Consider the following 14,705-nt stretch of genomic DNA (forward strand, 5'->3'; position numbering starts at 1 on the left):
CCGGTCTCCTATTTGACGTTCTGATCGGCGAACCAGGTTTTGATCTCTACTTCGTGCTCGGCCGCCCACTCGGCGTCCGGAAGCAGAAACTTGCCGTGTGGCTCGCGCTCGCTTCTTCCCTCTACGCCTTCGGCCAGCGGCGTGAAGAAGCTTTCCGTCGACTCGATCTCCGTCAGCAGCCGCTGCGTCTCCGGCTTCAGCATATATTCGACGAACGCTTTGGCTGCCGCCGGATTTTTCGTGTGCTTGCTGATCGCGACGACCCGCAGGCTTCCCGGGGCGCCCTCCTCCGGCCAGATGACCTCCACCGGTTCTCCGGACAGCTTCAATTCGTACGCGTTATGCTCCTGCAGAGCGGCCGCCTGGATTTCTCCGCTGAGCAGCGCCTTGCCGACCGGTCCGTTTTTCGGATAGATGTTCAGCCCGTCCTTGAACCGCTGCTCGTATTTGCTCTTCGCTTCCTCGACGCCCCATTTCTCGAACAGCGCGGAGACGAGCGGGTACGCGGGGGCGGCCACCGCCGGATCGGCATGACCGACCGGACCCTGGAAGGCGAAAAACTGCTCCCACGTCTTGGGCGCCTCTTCTGCGGACACCAGCTTCGTATGATAAGCGATGACGCCGGAAGCGTGAATGCCGACCGGGAAATAAGCCAGGTCGTCCGGTACGTGCGAGGCTCCGGTCTCGGACAGGCTGTCCAGATTGCCCGGCCGCCAACCCGTCAGCAGAAAATCACGATTGGCCAGACTGCGCACGGAGCCGTGCCCGTCCATCATCAGGACGTCCCACTGCGGGTTGCCTTGCTCCGCCTCGATCTTGGCCAGCGCTTCGCCCCCGCCGTAGTGAACCGCTTCGATTCGATAGCCGGTGTCCTCGGCAAACTTGGGGGCGATAAAATTGACAAAGTCGTTGCCGTACAAATAAATCGTTTTCCCGGTATCCTCCGGCGCTTCGCCGCCTGCAGACGCTGCCGGCGCTCCCGCGCTCGCGGCGCTGGGCGCCGGCGCGCCCGTCTCCGGGGCCTCGGCGTTCGATGGGGCGGAGCGCGCTCCGCAGGCCGACAGCAGCAGAACGGCGACGAGCAGCGCGGCGGCCGATGGCCGCTTCGTCCTTCGATTTGTTTTCATGACATCCTCCATTTTGACTCACGGGTTTTTAAATGCTTGGTCTTCGATCGCTTCCTCAGTGTACAAGGGCTGCGTCAGTCAAAAATTAACCCCTCGTTAACATGAAATTAAATAATATCTATGAATTGTAGTTTAAGATTTATAGAATCAAGGATTGAAGGCGGCAGACAAGGGAGGAATCGCCGTGAATTTACAGCAGTTGAAGGCGTTCGTGCTGGCCGTGGAATTGCAGAAGCTTTACTTGGTCGCACAGAGGCTGGACATCACCCAGCCAACCGTTACGTTTCACCTGAACAAGCTGCAGGAGGAATTGGGCGTCTCGTTGTTCCATACGAAGTCGTATCATGTCATACGGCTGACCGAGGCCGGCCGAGCCTTCTATCATTACGCGTCGCAGATCAGCGCCCTGTCCTCCGAGGCGGCGTCGACGATGGACGCCTATCGCGAGTACCAAGCGGGAAAGCTGTCGATCGGGAGCACGCATACGCCGGCGACGTACCTGCTTCCTTCTCTGCTGGCCGGGCTGAAACGGAGCTATCCCCGGCTTTCCATCCTGCTTGACGTTCGGCCCGCCTCGTTTATTCTGGAGAAGCTCAAGCAGTACGAGCTGGATCTGGGCATCATTTCGCAGACCCGAATCGACGACCCGGATCTTGTCGCCCTTCCGCTCATGCGGGACGATCTGGTGCTCGTCTTCGATCCGAGCCACCCGCTTGCCGACGCGGCCGACCTGTCCGCTGAGCGGCTCGCCGAGCACCCCCTGGTGTCTCACGAGCCGGGATCGATCAGCCGCACGCTCATGGACGGCTGGGCGCGGTCGAACGGCGTCACGCTTAACGTGGCGATGGAAGTGTCCGGCTCGGAGGCGCTCAAGGCGGCGGTCATGCACCGGATCGGCTGCGGCATGATCGCCGAGTCGTGCGTTCGGACGGAGATCGCCGAAGGCAAGCTGCGAATGCGGAGCATTCCCGGATGGGACGCCGATCGGTTCATCTACGCCGTGCGTCACCGGAATAAGCTGATCAGTCCCGCGATGCGCATGTTCTGGAAGGCGATGGAGGAGAAGTGGCCTCGCTAGGCTTTTCCTGCGGCGGAAGTCAAGCAGCTTCGAGAAGGTCGGATAAGCCGCTCGAGACGTTGGAGCGGTTCGTGCTGGAGGGGCCCTGCCCAATTAGGCGGCCTCTTTTCTGCAATCTCTGAATTTTCCGGCTTTCAACTCGCTTGCAACTATCATATAATAGAGAGTAATCGTTTCGTATTCTCTTACTATGAATATCGTTAATCGGGAAGGGTGCGCGCTTCGGCCGCACCTTGGCTTGCCATGGAGCCAAGCGGCATCAAATCCGACTTCCTCCAAATAAAAGCGTGTAAGGACGGTAATTATGAGCAGCAGACAACACCAAACAGACGTCATTTTGATCGGTGCCGGCATTATGAGTGCGACTTTGGGGACGCTTCTGAAGGAACTGGTCCCGGAATGGGAGATTACCGTATTCGAGAAGCTCTCCAGCGCCGGAGAGGAAAGCTCCAACGAGTGGAATAATGCCGGGACGGGACATGCCGCGCTGTGCGAGCTGAATTATACTGTCGAGAAGCCGGACGGATCGATAGATATCAGCAAGGCTGTGAACATCAACGAGCAGTTTCAAATTTCCAGGCAGTTCTGGTCGTATCTGGTCAGCAGCGACCGAATACGCAACCCGCAGGACTTTATTATGCCCTTGCCGCATATGAGTCTGGTGCAAGGGGAGAAGGACGTCGCCTTTCTGAGAAAACGGTACGAAGCGCTGTCCAACCACCCGTTATTTCAAGGAATGGAATATTCCGAGGACCCGAACAAGCTGAAGGAATGGATTCCGCTCATTATGCAGGACCGATCGGTTAACGAACCGATCGCCGCTACCAAAATCGACTCCGGAACGGATGTCAATTTTGGTTCTTTGACGCGTCTATTATTCGATCACTTAAAGAAGAGAAACGTCGGTATAAAATATAGGCATCAGGTGGATGATATTAAACGCGCCGCAGACGGCTCGTGGGTTCTGAAGGTGCGCAATACCGACAGCGGCGCCGTCGAGCGCCATTCGGCGAAGTTCGTCTTTATCGGGGGCGGGGGCGGAAGCCTGCACCTGCTGCAAAAGTCGGGCATCCCCGAAGGAAAAGGAATCGGCGGATTTCCGGTCAGCGGACTGTTCATGGTGTGCAAAAACCCGGAAGTGGTGGAGCAGCATCACGCCAAAGTATACGGCAAGGCCAAGGTCGGAGCGCCTCCGATGTCGGTGCCGCACCTGGACACCCGGTTTATCGACAACAAGAAGTCTCTGCTCTTCGGTCCCTTTGCCGGCTTCTCTCCAAGGTTTCTGAAAACCGGCTCGATGTTCGATCTGATTGGCTCCGTTAAACCGGGCAACGTGATTACGATGCTCGCGGCCGGAGCGAAGAACATCCCGCTGACCAAGTATTTGATCGAGCAAGTGATGCTTTCCAAGGAAAAACGCATGGAGGAGCTGCGCGAGTTTATCCCCAATGCCAGAAGCGAGGACTGGGATCTGGTCGTGGCGGGTCAGCGCGTGCAGGTCATTAAGGACACGGCATCGGGCGGAAGAGGCACGCTTCAATTCGGCACCGAGGTCATTAGCGCCGCCGACGGCTCGATCGCCGCGCTGCTCGGCGCTTCTCCCGGCGCTTCCACCGCCGTTCATGTCATGGTGGAAGTGATCAAAAAATGCTTCCCTGAGCATCTGAAAGCGTGGGAGCCGAGAATCAAAGAGATGATCCCTTCCTATGGCTTGTCCTTGGCGGAACATCCGGAGCTTAACGAGGAGATCCAAGCCTCGACGGCCCGGACGCTCGGATTGAGCCGCGAGCTGCAGGCGGTCTAGACCGCGGAGCCGGAAGGAGCCGCCGCCGCCGCCCCGATGTTGAGGGACGGCGGCTGTTTGTGCTTGACAGCTGCAGGGGGAGTAACTAAAATGGTTACAACGGCGGTGATTGACGGATGAAGCAGATCAGCACGCGCTTTTCGATGGCGGTCCATACCCTCTCTCTGATTGCAGTCAGCCCGAACGAATGCACCGGGGAGGACATCGCGGGCAGCGTGAATACCCACCCGGTCGTCATTCGAAGAATTATGGGCATGCTGAAGCGGGCGGGGCTGGTGGACGTGCGTCCGGGAGTGGGGGGCGCCTCCCTGCGGAGGGAGCCCGGCCGGATTACGCTGCTGGACATTTATCGGGCCGTGAACGTGACCGACGGGGATCGATTGTTCCGCATCCATGACAACCCGAATATCGACTGTCCGGTGGGACGAGGCATCGAGCAAGCGTTGCAGCGGGAGCTGGATGAGGCTCAGACGATGATGGAGCGGAGGCTTGAGCGGACGACGCTGGCGGAGCTGATCGGGAAGTTGAAATAAAAGCTCTTTACAGGGCTCTTATTTTATAGATTCGTTGTAATCAAAATGGTTATAACGAAAAGAATACGACATATCGGAGGGATTGACTTGAGCATTCTAGTGACGGGTGCAACGGGCAAGCTGGGAACTAAAGTGGTGGAAGCGTTGTTGAAAAGCGTGCCGGCGAGCGAGCTGGCGGTTAGCGTTCGCGATCCGGGCAAGGCGGACGGACTTCGCGCGCGGGGGGTGGACGTTCGTCAGGGCGACTTCGATCGTCCGGAGTCGCTGGATGCGGCCTTTGCGGGCATCGACCGGATTCTGATCATCTCGGCCGACGGAGACACCGAGACGAGAATCCGCCAGCACACGAATGCGGTGGAGGCGGCCGCCCGGGCGGGAGTCCGCTTCATCGCCTATACGAGCTTGGCCAATGCGGGAGAGAGCAAGCTTCTGCTGGCCCCGCCTCACCAGGCAACGGAGAAAGCCATTCTAAGCACGGGCATCCCGTACTCCATTCTGCGCAACAACTGGTATCTGGAGAACGAGAGCTCCGGCATTCAGGGCGTGCTGGCCGGAGCGCCCTGGGTCACGTCCGCGCAGTCCGGTAAAGTGGGCTGGGCGCTTCGGCAGGAATACGCGGAAGCGGCGGCGGCCGTATTGACCGGCCAGGGACACGAGAATACGGTGTATGAGCTGTCCGGCAAGCTTCTGACTCAAGAGCAGCTCGCCGCCGAGGTCGGCGCCGTCCTGGGCCGGGACGTTCCCGTTCGACAGGTCGACGACAAGACTTACGCTGACATCATGACGCAAGCCGGCGTGCCGGATTTCGTCATCCCGTTCCTGGTCGGCATCCAGCAGGGCATCCGGGAGGGCGGATTGGAGGTCGAGAGCGGCGACTTCGAGAAGCTGCTCGGCCGCCCGCTGACGCCGATTCGCGAAGCTGTGGGCCAGCTCGTGAAGGAGCTGTCCTAAGCCAGGCCGCAAGACGAAGAGGCTATCCCAAATCGGCAAAATAAAGAAATGGCGGTGCTAGGGGGTTATCCCTGCACCGCCGTTCTGTCGTTTCTTTGCTTTCATACACAATCAGCCGGTTTCGAGCGTCCCGCCTGCGACTGTGTACAAGGGCGCGTTCCGTCTAGGAGCCGACCGTCGTTTTCGCGACATGCGATAGGTCATACGGGGACGGTTGCGTCTTTCTCTTCCAGCCACTCGAGGACGAACTGGCCGAACAGGCTGTTGGCCCATGCGAACCACTCGCGGGTGAATTGGTCCGGATCGAAGCTTTCATGCATGAACCCCGTGCCTGCTGTAGTCGCGAGAAGCTGTTCGATCAACGCTTCCCGCTCTTCCCGGGCGGTGGCGGTCAAGCCTTGCATAATTAGCGCGATAGGCCAAATATAGCCTGGAGGCGTATGAGGGCTCCCGATTCCTTTGGCGAACGCTCCATCATAGTAATAGGGATTATCCGGGCTAAGAACGAACGCTCTCGTTCTTTGGTACATCGGATCGTCCGCGGGCAGGAAGCCCAAGTACGGGATGGAGAGCAGGCTCGGCACGTTGGCGTCATCCATCAGATTGTAGTTGCCGTATCCGTCGGTCTCGTAAGCGTAAATCGGGCCGTGGACGGGGTGGTTGTACACGCCGTAGGTCTCGATGCCGAAGGTGATGTCGTTTCTCAGCTTTTTTGCTTTCTCGGCCAACGGCGCATCGTCATAGAACTGTTGCGCGAACGACTCGATATGACCCAGAATCACGACGGCGAACATGTTGGCCGGGATCAGGTAACCGAATTTGCAGGCGTCGTCGCTTGGGCGGAAGCCCGACCATACCATGCCTGTAAAATTGGTGCGGGTGCCCCGGCCGTCGAAAGGCAGCGTATCGGAAGGCAGCAAAATATCGTCACGCTCGAATGAATAAGGAGATTGCGAATCGTGATGCTGTTCGACGATCATGGTATCGACTATGGTTGTCATCATCATGCGGACGACTTCGTTGAAGATGCTCCGGTCTCCGGTGGCGCTCCAATAATCGTACAAAAGCTGAACCGGATAACATAACGAATCCAACTCGAACTTTCTTTCCCATATCGTCGGGCCCATCTCCGTCCGGTCTTGCTGGTGGCCGTTGCCGTTGGCTTCTTTGTTGAAGGCGTTGGCGTAAGGATCCAGCAGCAAATATTGCGCCTGCCTCAGGATAAGCCCCCGGATCATCGCGGCCAACTGCTCGTCCTTGGACGCGAGTTTCACGTAAGGCCGAACTTGGGCGGAAGAGTCCCGCAGCCACATGGCGGGAATATCTCCGGTGATGACGAACGTCGTTCCGTCCGCCAGCCGTTCGACTGTCGTATCTAGCGTATTGAGATAAGATTGCCGGAATACGCGCGCAAGCTCCGGGTTGATCCGGTTCAACCGCCCGGCCGCGGCTTCCGCTGTGCGATGAATGGATGAATACATGCTGTCAGCTCTCTTTTCTGCTTGGAGTTATCCTTTGACGGCGCCTGCGGCAATGCCCTTGACGATATGCTTTTGCATCAGGATGTAGAACACGACGATTGGGATGGTCGATACGACGAAGCCGGCCATAATAAGCTGCCATTGCTGGTTGTATGTGCCGTAAAAGTATTGCTGCGACAACGGGATCGTCATCGGTTTGTGATTGCCGTAGACCAGGAAGGCGACCAAAAATTCTCCCCATGCCCACAGGGCGTTCAGAACGGCTACCGTGGCGGTGATCGGCTTCATGAGCGGGAACACGATTCGGAAAAACAACTGCAGTTTGCTGCAGCCGTCGATCGCCGCGGCTTCCTCGATCTCGGAGGACATGGAGTAGGCGTAGCTCCGGTACAGGAAGATCGGCACCGGCATTCCGAGGGCAACGTAGATCAGAATGAGGCCGATGGCGTTTCCGGTAAAATGAAGATCTCTGGCGATGACGATCAACGCGACCATATACACCTGAAAGGGAACGAACAGCGTAGACAGAAACACGAGCATAATTCCGCCCGAAAGCTTGCTTTTCCAACGCGCCAGAGCATACCCCGCAAGCGAAGACACGAGAATGGTGAGCGTTGTCGTTACCACGACGATGAACACGCTGAACAGCAGCGACGGGAAGAAGTCGTTATGGGTCAGGATCGTGGCATAGTTGTCCAGGGTAAAGCTCTTCGGCCAGGAGATGGCCGAAACCATAAGCTCGGACTTGGTCTTGAACGAATTCAAAATGACGATATAGATCGGAGCGAAGAACAGCAGGGCGAACAGCCAGACGATTGCCGTCAGCAGCAGGTTCCGCCCCTTCGACTTCGAACGTTTGGCGGTGGTATGCATCTAGAGCTTCGCCTCCCTCGACTTCATGATTCTGACCAGCACCAGCGTAATCGTCGCGATCAGAATGAAGAAGATGGTCGACTGCGCCGTGGCGTAACCCGTCCGGTTCGCATTGAATGCCGTATTGTATATTTTGAGCACCATCGTCATGGAGGCGCCTGCAGGGCCGCCGGACGTCATCGTGAAGGGCAGCTCGAATACTTTGATATGAGCCGCTGCGGACAGCATCAGGCAGGTGATGATGGCAGGCGAGATCAGCGGAAGCTTGATTCTGAACAAGATATCCCGGCCTCTGGCTCCATCGATTTTGGCCGCTTCCATCAGATCGTCGGAGATGCCCTGAAGCGCCGCCAGGTAGATGATCATGTAGTACCCCGCCGCGTTCCAGATGGCGGTGATCGCCAGCGCGTAGACGACAATGTCCGGATTTCCGAGAATGGACCGCTGCATCTGCTGGGGAACCTGAAGGAAGCTGAGCAGATCCGGTATCGCGTCTCCGTATACGAACGACCATACATAACCGACGACAAGCAGGCTCATAATGTTCGGGATGAAAAAGATTGAGCGAAGGAAGCTCCTTGCTCTTAGCTTGGTATCCAGCAGCAAGGCCAGCGCAAGCGATAATAGATTGCCGACGATTACGGCAAAGGCCGTAAACAGAAGAGTTGCGCTGATCGTATCGATGAAGCTGTCGTCCTTCAGCGCTTCGATGTAGTTATCCAGTCCGATAAAATTGTGCGTCGCTCTCATACCGTAGGAGTCCGTCAAGGAAAGCGTCAGACTCTGCACGACAGGGATGATGAAAAAGACAGTGAACAGCAGCAAAGCTGGCGAAAGGATGAGAAAGTAAAACAATCCATTTCGGTTTATTTTCATAATAAATTCCTCTTTCGACATGCATATTGGCTAGCCGTTCAATCGCCCGAAGGGAAGAAGTGTCGATTGAAAGGCATGGATATTCCATCAACAGAGCCCTGTCAAGGAATATCCATGCGGTGCCGTCAAGCGGTCGTCAGACTGAACAACGGACGTTATTTTCCTGCCGTGTTATCGATATCCTTAGCCTTGTCCCAGAACTCGTCAAGATCAGCGGACAGCTTCGCCCAATCCGTTTGACCGAGCATATATTTGGAGAAATCTTCCCAGAGCTTGTCCGTAAAGACGGAACGAAGCACCCGGTCTCCGTAAGGTGTGAACCTGCCGCTGGAAATATACTCGTTGATGTCTTTGGCAATCGGATCGTAGTCGACGTTGACCCCGTTTACGGTAGAAGCCACTTTAACGTTCTCGGACCAGATGGTGCCCGCTTCCTGCGTCGTCATGAAGGCCAGGAATTTTTTGGCGGCCTCGATATTTTTACTGTCCTTGGAGATGGACAGAGACGTATCGGGGAAAACAAGAAGCTTCGAATCGTCCGGATTCTCGGAGATCGGGAACGCCATCAGACCGAGGTCGGCATCCGGTCCGACCTCGCGGATGCCGCTCAGCGCCCAAGGTCCGTTGCCGTAGAACGCCGCTTTTCCTTGAGCGATCATGGCGTTGGCGTCGTCGTAGGAAATGTTGTACGAATTTCCGACATCGCTGTAACCGTATACATAGTCTTTATGAAGGTCGAATGCCAGCTTCCAGTTCGGGTCGGTCGCAATGCTGACCTTGCCTTCGTCGCGATCCTGGGACCAGTTCGGATTTTGTCCGAATACCGTCTCGGAGAACAGCGAGATCAGCGGCATATAGGCGACGGACAAATCTTTGGCCCCGGTGGCGAATGCCGGAATTCCATTGGCTTTTAGCGTTTCAGCGGCTTTCTTCATCTCTGAAAGCGTTCTCGGTACTTCAAGCCCGTTGTCCGCCAACACCGTCTTGTTGTAGTAGAAGCCGATATACCCGTTGTCGATCGGCATGGCGTATACTTTGCCATCGTAGATGGCGTTAGCTGCGGCGACGCTTTCGGCATTCAGGTTGGACAGGAAGCTTTCTCCGGATAGATCCAGCAGGCTGTCCGGCTCGATCTCCTTCATCCAGGTGACCAGATCGGGCATCTCTTTGGCAGCGGCTCTCGCCCTTAACGTGGTTTTGAGCTGATCGGCGTTCATCGTCTGAATTTCAATCGTGATGTTCGGGTTTTCTTTCTGGAATTTTTCAGTAATTTGCTTGAATGCTTCCTGGCTGGATTGTTCCTGCTTGAGGGACAATACCTGCAGCTTAACCGGCTCGGTCCCATTCCCGGCGCTCGGCGCCGCAGAGCCCGGACTTGCGGCGCCGTTGTCGGAGTTGTTGGATCCGCAAGCGGCAAGTACGGAGGACAGCAAGACGACTGCCGTAAGCGTAGATGCGACTTTCTTCATGTGAGAGCCTCCCTTTATCTTGTAGCTTAGTTATATGTGAAAGCGCTGCTGGACGCTGTTGGCCAATTCAACATCCAGGCGCGACACAACGATTGGTTAAAGCGATGAATACAGCGGGCCGTAATTCGCGCACGCTCTGTAATCGGTGCCGACGTAATCTTCCTCGACGCCGAATGCAAGCCAGGAACTGGGACGGAAGATTTGCTCTTCCGGCACATTGTGCATCGTCACGGGAATTCGGAGCATGGACGCCAGCGTAATCAGATCGCCGCCGATATGCCCGTAGCTGAAGGAGCCGTGATTGGCGCCCCAGCTGTTCATGACGGTGTACACGTCCTTGAACGCGCCTTTGCCTGTAACGATCGGGACAAACCATGCGGTTGGCCAAGCGGGATCGGTTCTGTCATCCAGCATGCGGTGAACCTGCTCCGTGAGATCGACGGTATAGCCTTGGGCAATCTGTAGGACGGGGCCCAAGCCTTTGATCAGATTGAGCCTCGACAAGGTGATCGGCATGCCGCCTCGGGACAGCACTTGGCTGGAGAAGCCGCCTCCTCGGAAATAGCCTTGATGCGCCGGATGCCAGGTCGTAGCCTTCAGACAGCGATTCATCTCTTCCTCGGAAATGTCCCAAAATGGCTTGAGGGCGGGCTTGCCGTCGATCGACTGCTCGCCGCAGCTATCCAGAGCGACGGAGCCGGAATTTTTGAGATGAATGACGCCTCCGGCCGCCAGGCCTTCCAGCTTGAAGCCGGTGACGCGCTCGACGGAATCCGGGCTCCAGTACGTGCGAATATCGACGAAGGATTGCGCTGTATTCGTGAGCAGCTTGCCGAACAGCATTGTAACAGCGTTGAGGCTGTCGTTCTCGGTGGCGACGACGAAGGGCTGCCGGATCCCGTTCCAATCGAAAGAAGAATTGAGCATCGCTTCGGAGAAGTCGCCGTTGGGCAAGTAGTCGTTCCAGTGCCGCTGCCCTTGGAATCCGGAGGCGATAGCATGATGGCCTAGCGCTTCCTCGCTGTGTCCAAGCTGCGCCAACCGGGGATTGCCGATCATTAAATCCCGTATAATCAACGTCATTTTGACGACAAAGCGCCAAACATCGTCTTTCTTTTCCCGGGTAAGCTGCATGTCGGGCGCATTGAAGTCGGCGCCTTCCTTGCAGTAGTTTTGTGTCCATGTCAAAGCTTTTCTATACTCTTCCTCGTCGTAAATGCCCAACTCGATCCGGCGGCTGATTTCACTCATATCGACGTACTCGTTATGCATGCCAAGATAGGACTGAAAGAAGTCCTCGTTGACGATCGAGCCGGCGATGCCCATGCTGACGGAGCCGATGGAGAGATACGATTTGCCCCGCATCTCCGCTACCGCGATCGCGCTTCTGGCAAATTGAAGCAGCTTGTCTCGGACATCCTCTGGAATGGAGTCGTCCTCTTTATCTTGAACGTCTTGGCCGTATATGCCGAACGCGGGAAGCCCTTTCTGATTATGAGCGGCCAGAGCGGCGGCCAGATAGACGGCGCCGGAGCGCTCCGAGCCGTTAAAGCCCCAGATCGCCTTAGGCCTGAAAGGGTCGGTATCGATCGTTTCGCTGCCGTATGCCCAGCACGGAGTGACGGAGATGGTCGCTCCGACGTTGGCCCGGGAGAATTTCTCGTCCGCTTGTCGGGCCTCCTGTATGCCGCCGATGCAAGTATCCGCCACAATGCATTGTACGGGGGTGCCGTCGCCGTAGCGCAATTGATCGCCGATCAGTTCGGCAACCGACCTGGCCATCCGCATGGTTTGCTCTTCCAACTCTTCCCTTACTCCTCCTGTGCGGCCGTCGATGACCGGACGGATTCCGATAGCGGGTTTGCTGAATGCTGTGTTCATGGGAGTCACACCTCTAGTTGAATTTGGCAATGAATCAGATTTGCAGTGTAAGCATCGGCTTGTCGAACAGATGATCGAAGACGAGGAAGCATCCGCCAAGCGCGTAGTCACGCTCCGCCAATTGGCCGCAGCCGATCTGGACATCCTCGAACTGAAGCTTAAGATGGGCGTCCGCCGTTTGCTTCACGGAGCTGAAGAAAGGGGAGGCTTCGATGCGGGGACAGCCTCCGACGACCACGTTAGGAATTTCCAGCGTCTTGACCAGGTTGGCGATGGCCACGCCCAGATAGAATCCGGCATCCTTCAGAATCGTAGCGGCGATCTCGTCTCCGGCCTCCGCCTTCCGAACCAGGTAATCCAGATTGATCTCCTCGCTGTCCCCGGCTTTGGCCCCCGATCCTTTCGCGGCATTGTATCTTTCGATAAGCGACAGCTCTCCGGCGAATACATCGAGACAGCCTCTCTGGCCGCAGAAGCAGCGCGGCCCGTTGACATCCAGCGTAATGTGTCCGGTAAAACCCGCATTGCCGTTTTTTCCTTCATAGATGGAATTACCCAAAAAGATGGCGCTGCCGACACCGGAGCGAAGGCCGATGTAGATGAAGGAGTGGGTGTCGTTAGGAATATAAAAGCGCTTCTCCACGAGTCCCATCAGATGAACGTCATTGCGGATGTAGACGGGCATCTTCAGCTTGCGCTCCAAAATCGCTTGAATGTCGATGTCCTTCCAGCCGTTGATTCTTTCAATGAATTTCGAATTGCCGCTGTTCGCGTCCAGAATCCCGGAGATGCCCATGCCCAGCCCTTCGATCTTCTCGACGGGCACGTTGGAGCTTTGCATGAAATCGTAGATCCGGTCCGGCAAGTCGCTTAGAATCTCTTCGGCCGTCGTGTCGAGCGAATATTGAAAATGATGGGAAGCCAGAATCGTTCCTTTCAGATTGGCCAGGGCAAGCCGAACCTTGGGGAATTCGAAATCCGCTCCTATGGCATAATAGGCATCGGCATTCGTGGAAAGCAGAGCGGCCGTTCTTCCGCCGGTCGATTCCGCGTAGCCGTTCTTGATCACGATCTCGCTCTCCGTCAGCTCCTTGACAGAATTGATGACGGTCGGCCGGCTCAGGTTCGTTTTCTTGACGATGTCTTCGATGGTGACCGGCTCATAAGTCGAAATGCACTGCAGCACCAGATATTTGTTCGCTTGCTTCAAAATCTTCGTATTATTTCCCGCCAAAACAAGCACCTTCTTTACCTTATTGATTTCATACTTCATTTTTGTGACAACTGTTGACAAAATACAAGTTCTATTTGGCGGGGGGTCTTACTGAGGCTAGTATAACAATGACAAAATCTTTTGTAAATATATTTTACTAAATAGATTTCTAAATGTGTTGTTGAAAACTATTTTACTTATGTTATACAATTTGGGCAGCACTTATTTCGCATCAGAAGGGTGAGCTGATACATGTTGATCCAAGACGTCCTGAACGAGCTCGGGCAGAAGTCCAAGAGGTTGATCGAGGGATGCGCGACTCCCGCGCACGACGGCACCGTCTTGTTTACCCCGGACGGCATTGCCAGTTATAACGCACTGTGGGTAAGGGATTTCGGGTATATGGTCGAGTACGCCGGAGCTTATTTGCAGGATGCCTCCATCGAAAAGGCCATTCGGTTCATTATAAATGCGCGCCGCGAGGACGGCTGGATGCCCGACCGGGTCTACAGCGACGGCACGGCCGTGTTCGCGGCCGGGGAAGCGGGCAAGCCCGTAGGCCAAGCGAACCTGGACAATACGCCGTTTCTCGTATTCGTCGTCTATTTCTACTTGAACAGGATAGCCGAAGACAAGGCGGCCGGGCTGTACCGGGAATGGAAGGAGCTGCTGCGCGGCGGTCTGGACCTGATCGTCCTGAGCGAGTCCGGCCTCGTCTACAACGACCCGGCGGATCCGCATTCTCCGTACGGCTTTACCGATACGATCGGCAAAACCGGAGAATTGTTCAAAGAATCGCTGCTGTATTGGCGGAGCTGCAAGTTTCTGGCCGAGCTGGATCGGCGATTCGGGGACGGCCGCGGGGCGGGCGGGCTGGAACGAAGAGCGTCGGCCGTCGAGTCTGCCATTTTCCGGCTGTACGACGAGGAGAGCGGAGCGTTTTTCGCCGCTTCGCAGGACTGCAGACAACTGGATATCTGGGGCATCGCCTACATGCTCTACATTGACTTCCCGGCGGCAGGCGTGAAGGACCGCTTGCTGGCTTTTCTGAAAGACCAGTACGGCAACTATGTCTATAAAGGACAGATTCGTCATCTGCTCAAGGGAGAATACTGGGATCGGCTGCTGATCGACGTGCCTCGCGAAGAATACCAGAATGGGGCCTACTGGGCGACGGCGACAGGCTGGGTCGTATGGTGCCTGGCGCAGATCGACGCCGGTCTTGCGGCGAAAACGGTCAAGGATGCGCTGGACAGCTTCGAGCATGACGGAATATTCGAATGTGTGAATGAGGGGTACGGCAAGCTGGACAGCTTCGTCGTCAGCGCCACGAACGTGTACGGCGCGGTGGACAGGCTGGTTAATGCCGAGAAGAACGCCGGCTTTATCGATCAAATGAACCGCTTATAGGAGGCCAAG

Annotated in this window: 12 protein-coding genes; 5 read left to right on the forward strand and 7 right to left on the reverse strand. The window is 56.3% G+C overall.

All coding sequences use genetic code 11. From position 1 onward, the window contains the following. Nucleotides 1–8: 8 nt before the first annotated feature. Complete coding sequence (locus ACFO3S_RS08015) at nt 9–1,127, reverse strand: extracellular solute-binding protein (protein WP_378094172.1); 1,119 nt, start codon at nt 1,125–1,127, stop codon at nt 9–11. Nucleotides 1,128–1,311: 184 nt separating this feature from the next. On the opposite strand from ACFO3S_RS08015, the gene ACFO3S_RS08020 reads away from it, so the two are divergent. From ACFO3S_RS08020 to ACFO3S_RS08035, 4 genes are all read left to right on the forward strand, one after another. After that, entirely contained in the window at nt 1,312–2,205 is an 894-nt protein-coding gene (locus ACFO3S_RS08020) for a LysR substrate-binding domain-containing protein (RefSeq protein WP_378094174.1), read from the forward strand. A 304-nt stretch (nt 2,206–2,509) separates the two neighbouring features. Beyond that, nucleotides 2,510–4,009, forward strand: a complete 1,500-nt coding sequence (locus ACFO3S_RS08025; RefSeq protein WP_378094176.1) for a malate:quinone oxidoreductase — start codon at nt 2,510–2,512, stop codon at nt 4,007–4,009. A gap of 116 nt (nt 4,010–4,125) precedes the next feature. Then, nucleotides 4,126–4,542, forward strand: a complete 417-nt coding sequence (locus tag ACFO3S_RS08030) for an Rrf2 family transcriptional regulator (RefSeq protein WP_378094178.1) — start codon at nt 4,126–4,128, stop codon at nt 4,540–4,542. A gap of 87 nt (nt 4,543–4,629) precedes the next feature. Further along, the gene (locus ACFO3S_RS08035) at nt 4,630–5,493 is read left to right on the forward strand and encodes an SDR family oxidoreductase (RefSeq protein ID WP_378094180.1); all 864 of its coding nucleotides are present in this window, start codon (nt 4,630–4,632) and stop codon (nt 5,491–5,493) included. A gap of 200 nt (nt 5,494–5,693) precedes the next feature. Here ACFO3S_RS08035 and ACFO3S_RS08040 read toward each other — a convergent pair whose 3' ends face one another. From ACFO3S_RS08040 to ACFO3S_RS08065, 6 genes are all read right to left on the reverse strand, one after another. Beyond that, nucleotides 5,694–6,974 (reverse strand): glycoside hydrolase family 125 protein, encoded by a 1,281-nt coding sequence (locus ACFO3S_RS08040; RefSeq protein ID WP_378094182.1) that lies wholly within the window; start codon nt 6,972–6,974, stop codon nt 5,694–5,696. A 27-nt stretch (nt 6,975–7,001) separates the two neighbouring features. After that, complete coding sequence (locus ACFO3S_RS08045) at nt 7,002–7,847, reverse strand: carbohydrate ABC transporter permease (RefSeq protein WP_378094184.1); 846 nt, start codon at nt 7,845–7,847, stop codon at nt 7,002–7,004. Next, nucleotides 7,848–8,723 carry a carbohydrate ABC transporter permease gene (locus ACFO3S_RS08050; protein WP_378094186.1) on the reverse strand — a complete coding sequence of 292 codons (876 nt, stop codon included), beginning with the start codon at nt 8,721–8,723 and terminating at the stop codon, nt 7,848–7,850. It lies immediately after the preceding gene. Between the two features lie 155 nt (nt 8,724–8,878). Further along, nucleotides 8,879–10,192 carry an ABC transporter substrate-binding protein gene (locus ACFO3S_RS08055; RefSeq protein ID WP_378094188.1) on the reverse strand — a complete coding sequence of 438 codons (1,314 nt, stop codon included), beginning with the start codon at nt 10,190–10,192 and terminating at the stop codon, nt 8,879–8,881. Nucleotides 10,193–10,288: 96 nt separating this feature from the next. Further along, the gene (locus ACFO3S_RS08060) at nt 10,289–12,073 is read right to left on the reverse strand and encodes an L-fucose isomerase (RefSeq protein ID WP_378094191.1); all 1,785 of its coding nucleotides are present in this window, start codon (nt 12,071–12,073) and stop codon (nt 10,289–10,291) included. 34 nt (nt 12,074–12,107) lie between these two features. After that, nucleotides 12,108–13,307, reverse strand: coding sequence for an ROK family transcriptional regulator (locus tag ACFO3S_RS08065; protein WP_378094193.1), 1,200 nt, complete (start codon nt 13,305–13,307; stop codon nt 12,108–12,110). A gap of 231 nt (nt 13,308–13,538) precedes the next feature. On the opposite strand from ACFO3S_RS08065, the gene ACFO3S_RS08070 reads away from it, so the two are divergent. After that, on the forward strand, nt 13,539–14,696 hold the full coding sequence (locus ACFO3S_RS08070) for a hypothetical protein (RefSeq protein WP_378094195.1): 1,158 nt from the start codon (nt 13,539–13,541) through the stop codon (nt 14,694–14,696). Nucleotides 14,697–14,705: the final 9 nt, after the last annotated feature.

It is taken from the genome of Cohnella hongkongensis (assembly GCF_042654645.1).
Taxonomy (GTDB): Bacteria; Bacillota; Bacilli; order Paenibacillales; family Paenibacillaceae; genus Cohnella; species Cohnella hongkongensis.

What these genes read in the sequence shown, in the direction of transcription:
- ACFO3S_RS08015 (WP_378094172.1), bottom strand. Translation starts at nt 1,127, where the DNA reads ATGAAAACAAATCGAAGGACGAAGCGGCCATCGGCCGCCGCGCTGCTC.
- ACFO3S_RS08025 (WP_378094176.1), top strand. Translation starts at nt 2,510, where the DNA reads ATGAGCAGCAGACAACACCAAACAGACGTCATTTTGATCGGTGCCGGC.
- ACFO3S_RS08030 (WP_378094178.1), top strand. Translation starts at nt 4,126, where the DNA reads ATGAAGCAGATCAGCACGCGCTTTTCGATGGCGGTCCATACCCTCTCT.
- ACFO3S_RS08040 (WP_378094182.1), bottom strand. Translation starts at nt 6,974, where the DNA reads ATGTATTCATCCATTCATCGCACAGCGGAAGCCGCGGCCGGGCGGTTG.
- ACFO3S_RS08045 (WP_378094184.1), bottom strand. Translation starts at nt 7,847, where the DNA reads ATGCATACCACCGCCAAACGTTCGAAGTCGAAGGGGCGGAACCTGCTG.
- ACFO3S_RS08050 (WP_378094186.1), bottom strand. Translation starts at nt 8,723, where the DNA reads ATGAAAATAAACCGAAATGGATTGTTTTACTTTCTCATCCTTTCGCCA.
- ACFO3S_RS08055 (WP_378094188.1), bottom strand. Translation starts at nt 10,192, where the DNA reads ATGAAGAAAGTCGCATCTACGCTTACGGCAGTCGTCTTGCTGTCCTCC.
- ACFO3S_RS08060 (WP_378094191.1), bottom strand. Translation starts at nt 12,073, where the DNA reads ATGAACACAGCATTCAGCAAACCCGCTATCGGAATCCGTCCGGTCATC.
- ACFO3S_RS08070 (WP_378094195.1), top strand. Translation starts at nt 13,539, where the DNA reads ATGTTGATCCAAGACGTCCTGAACGAGCTCGGGCAGAAGTCCAAGAGG.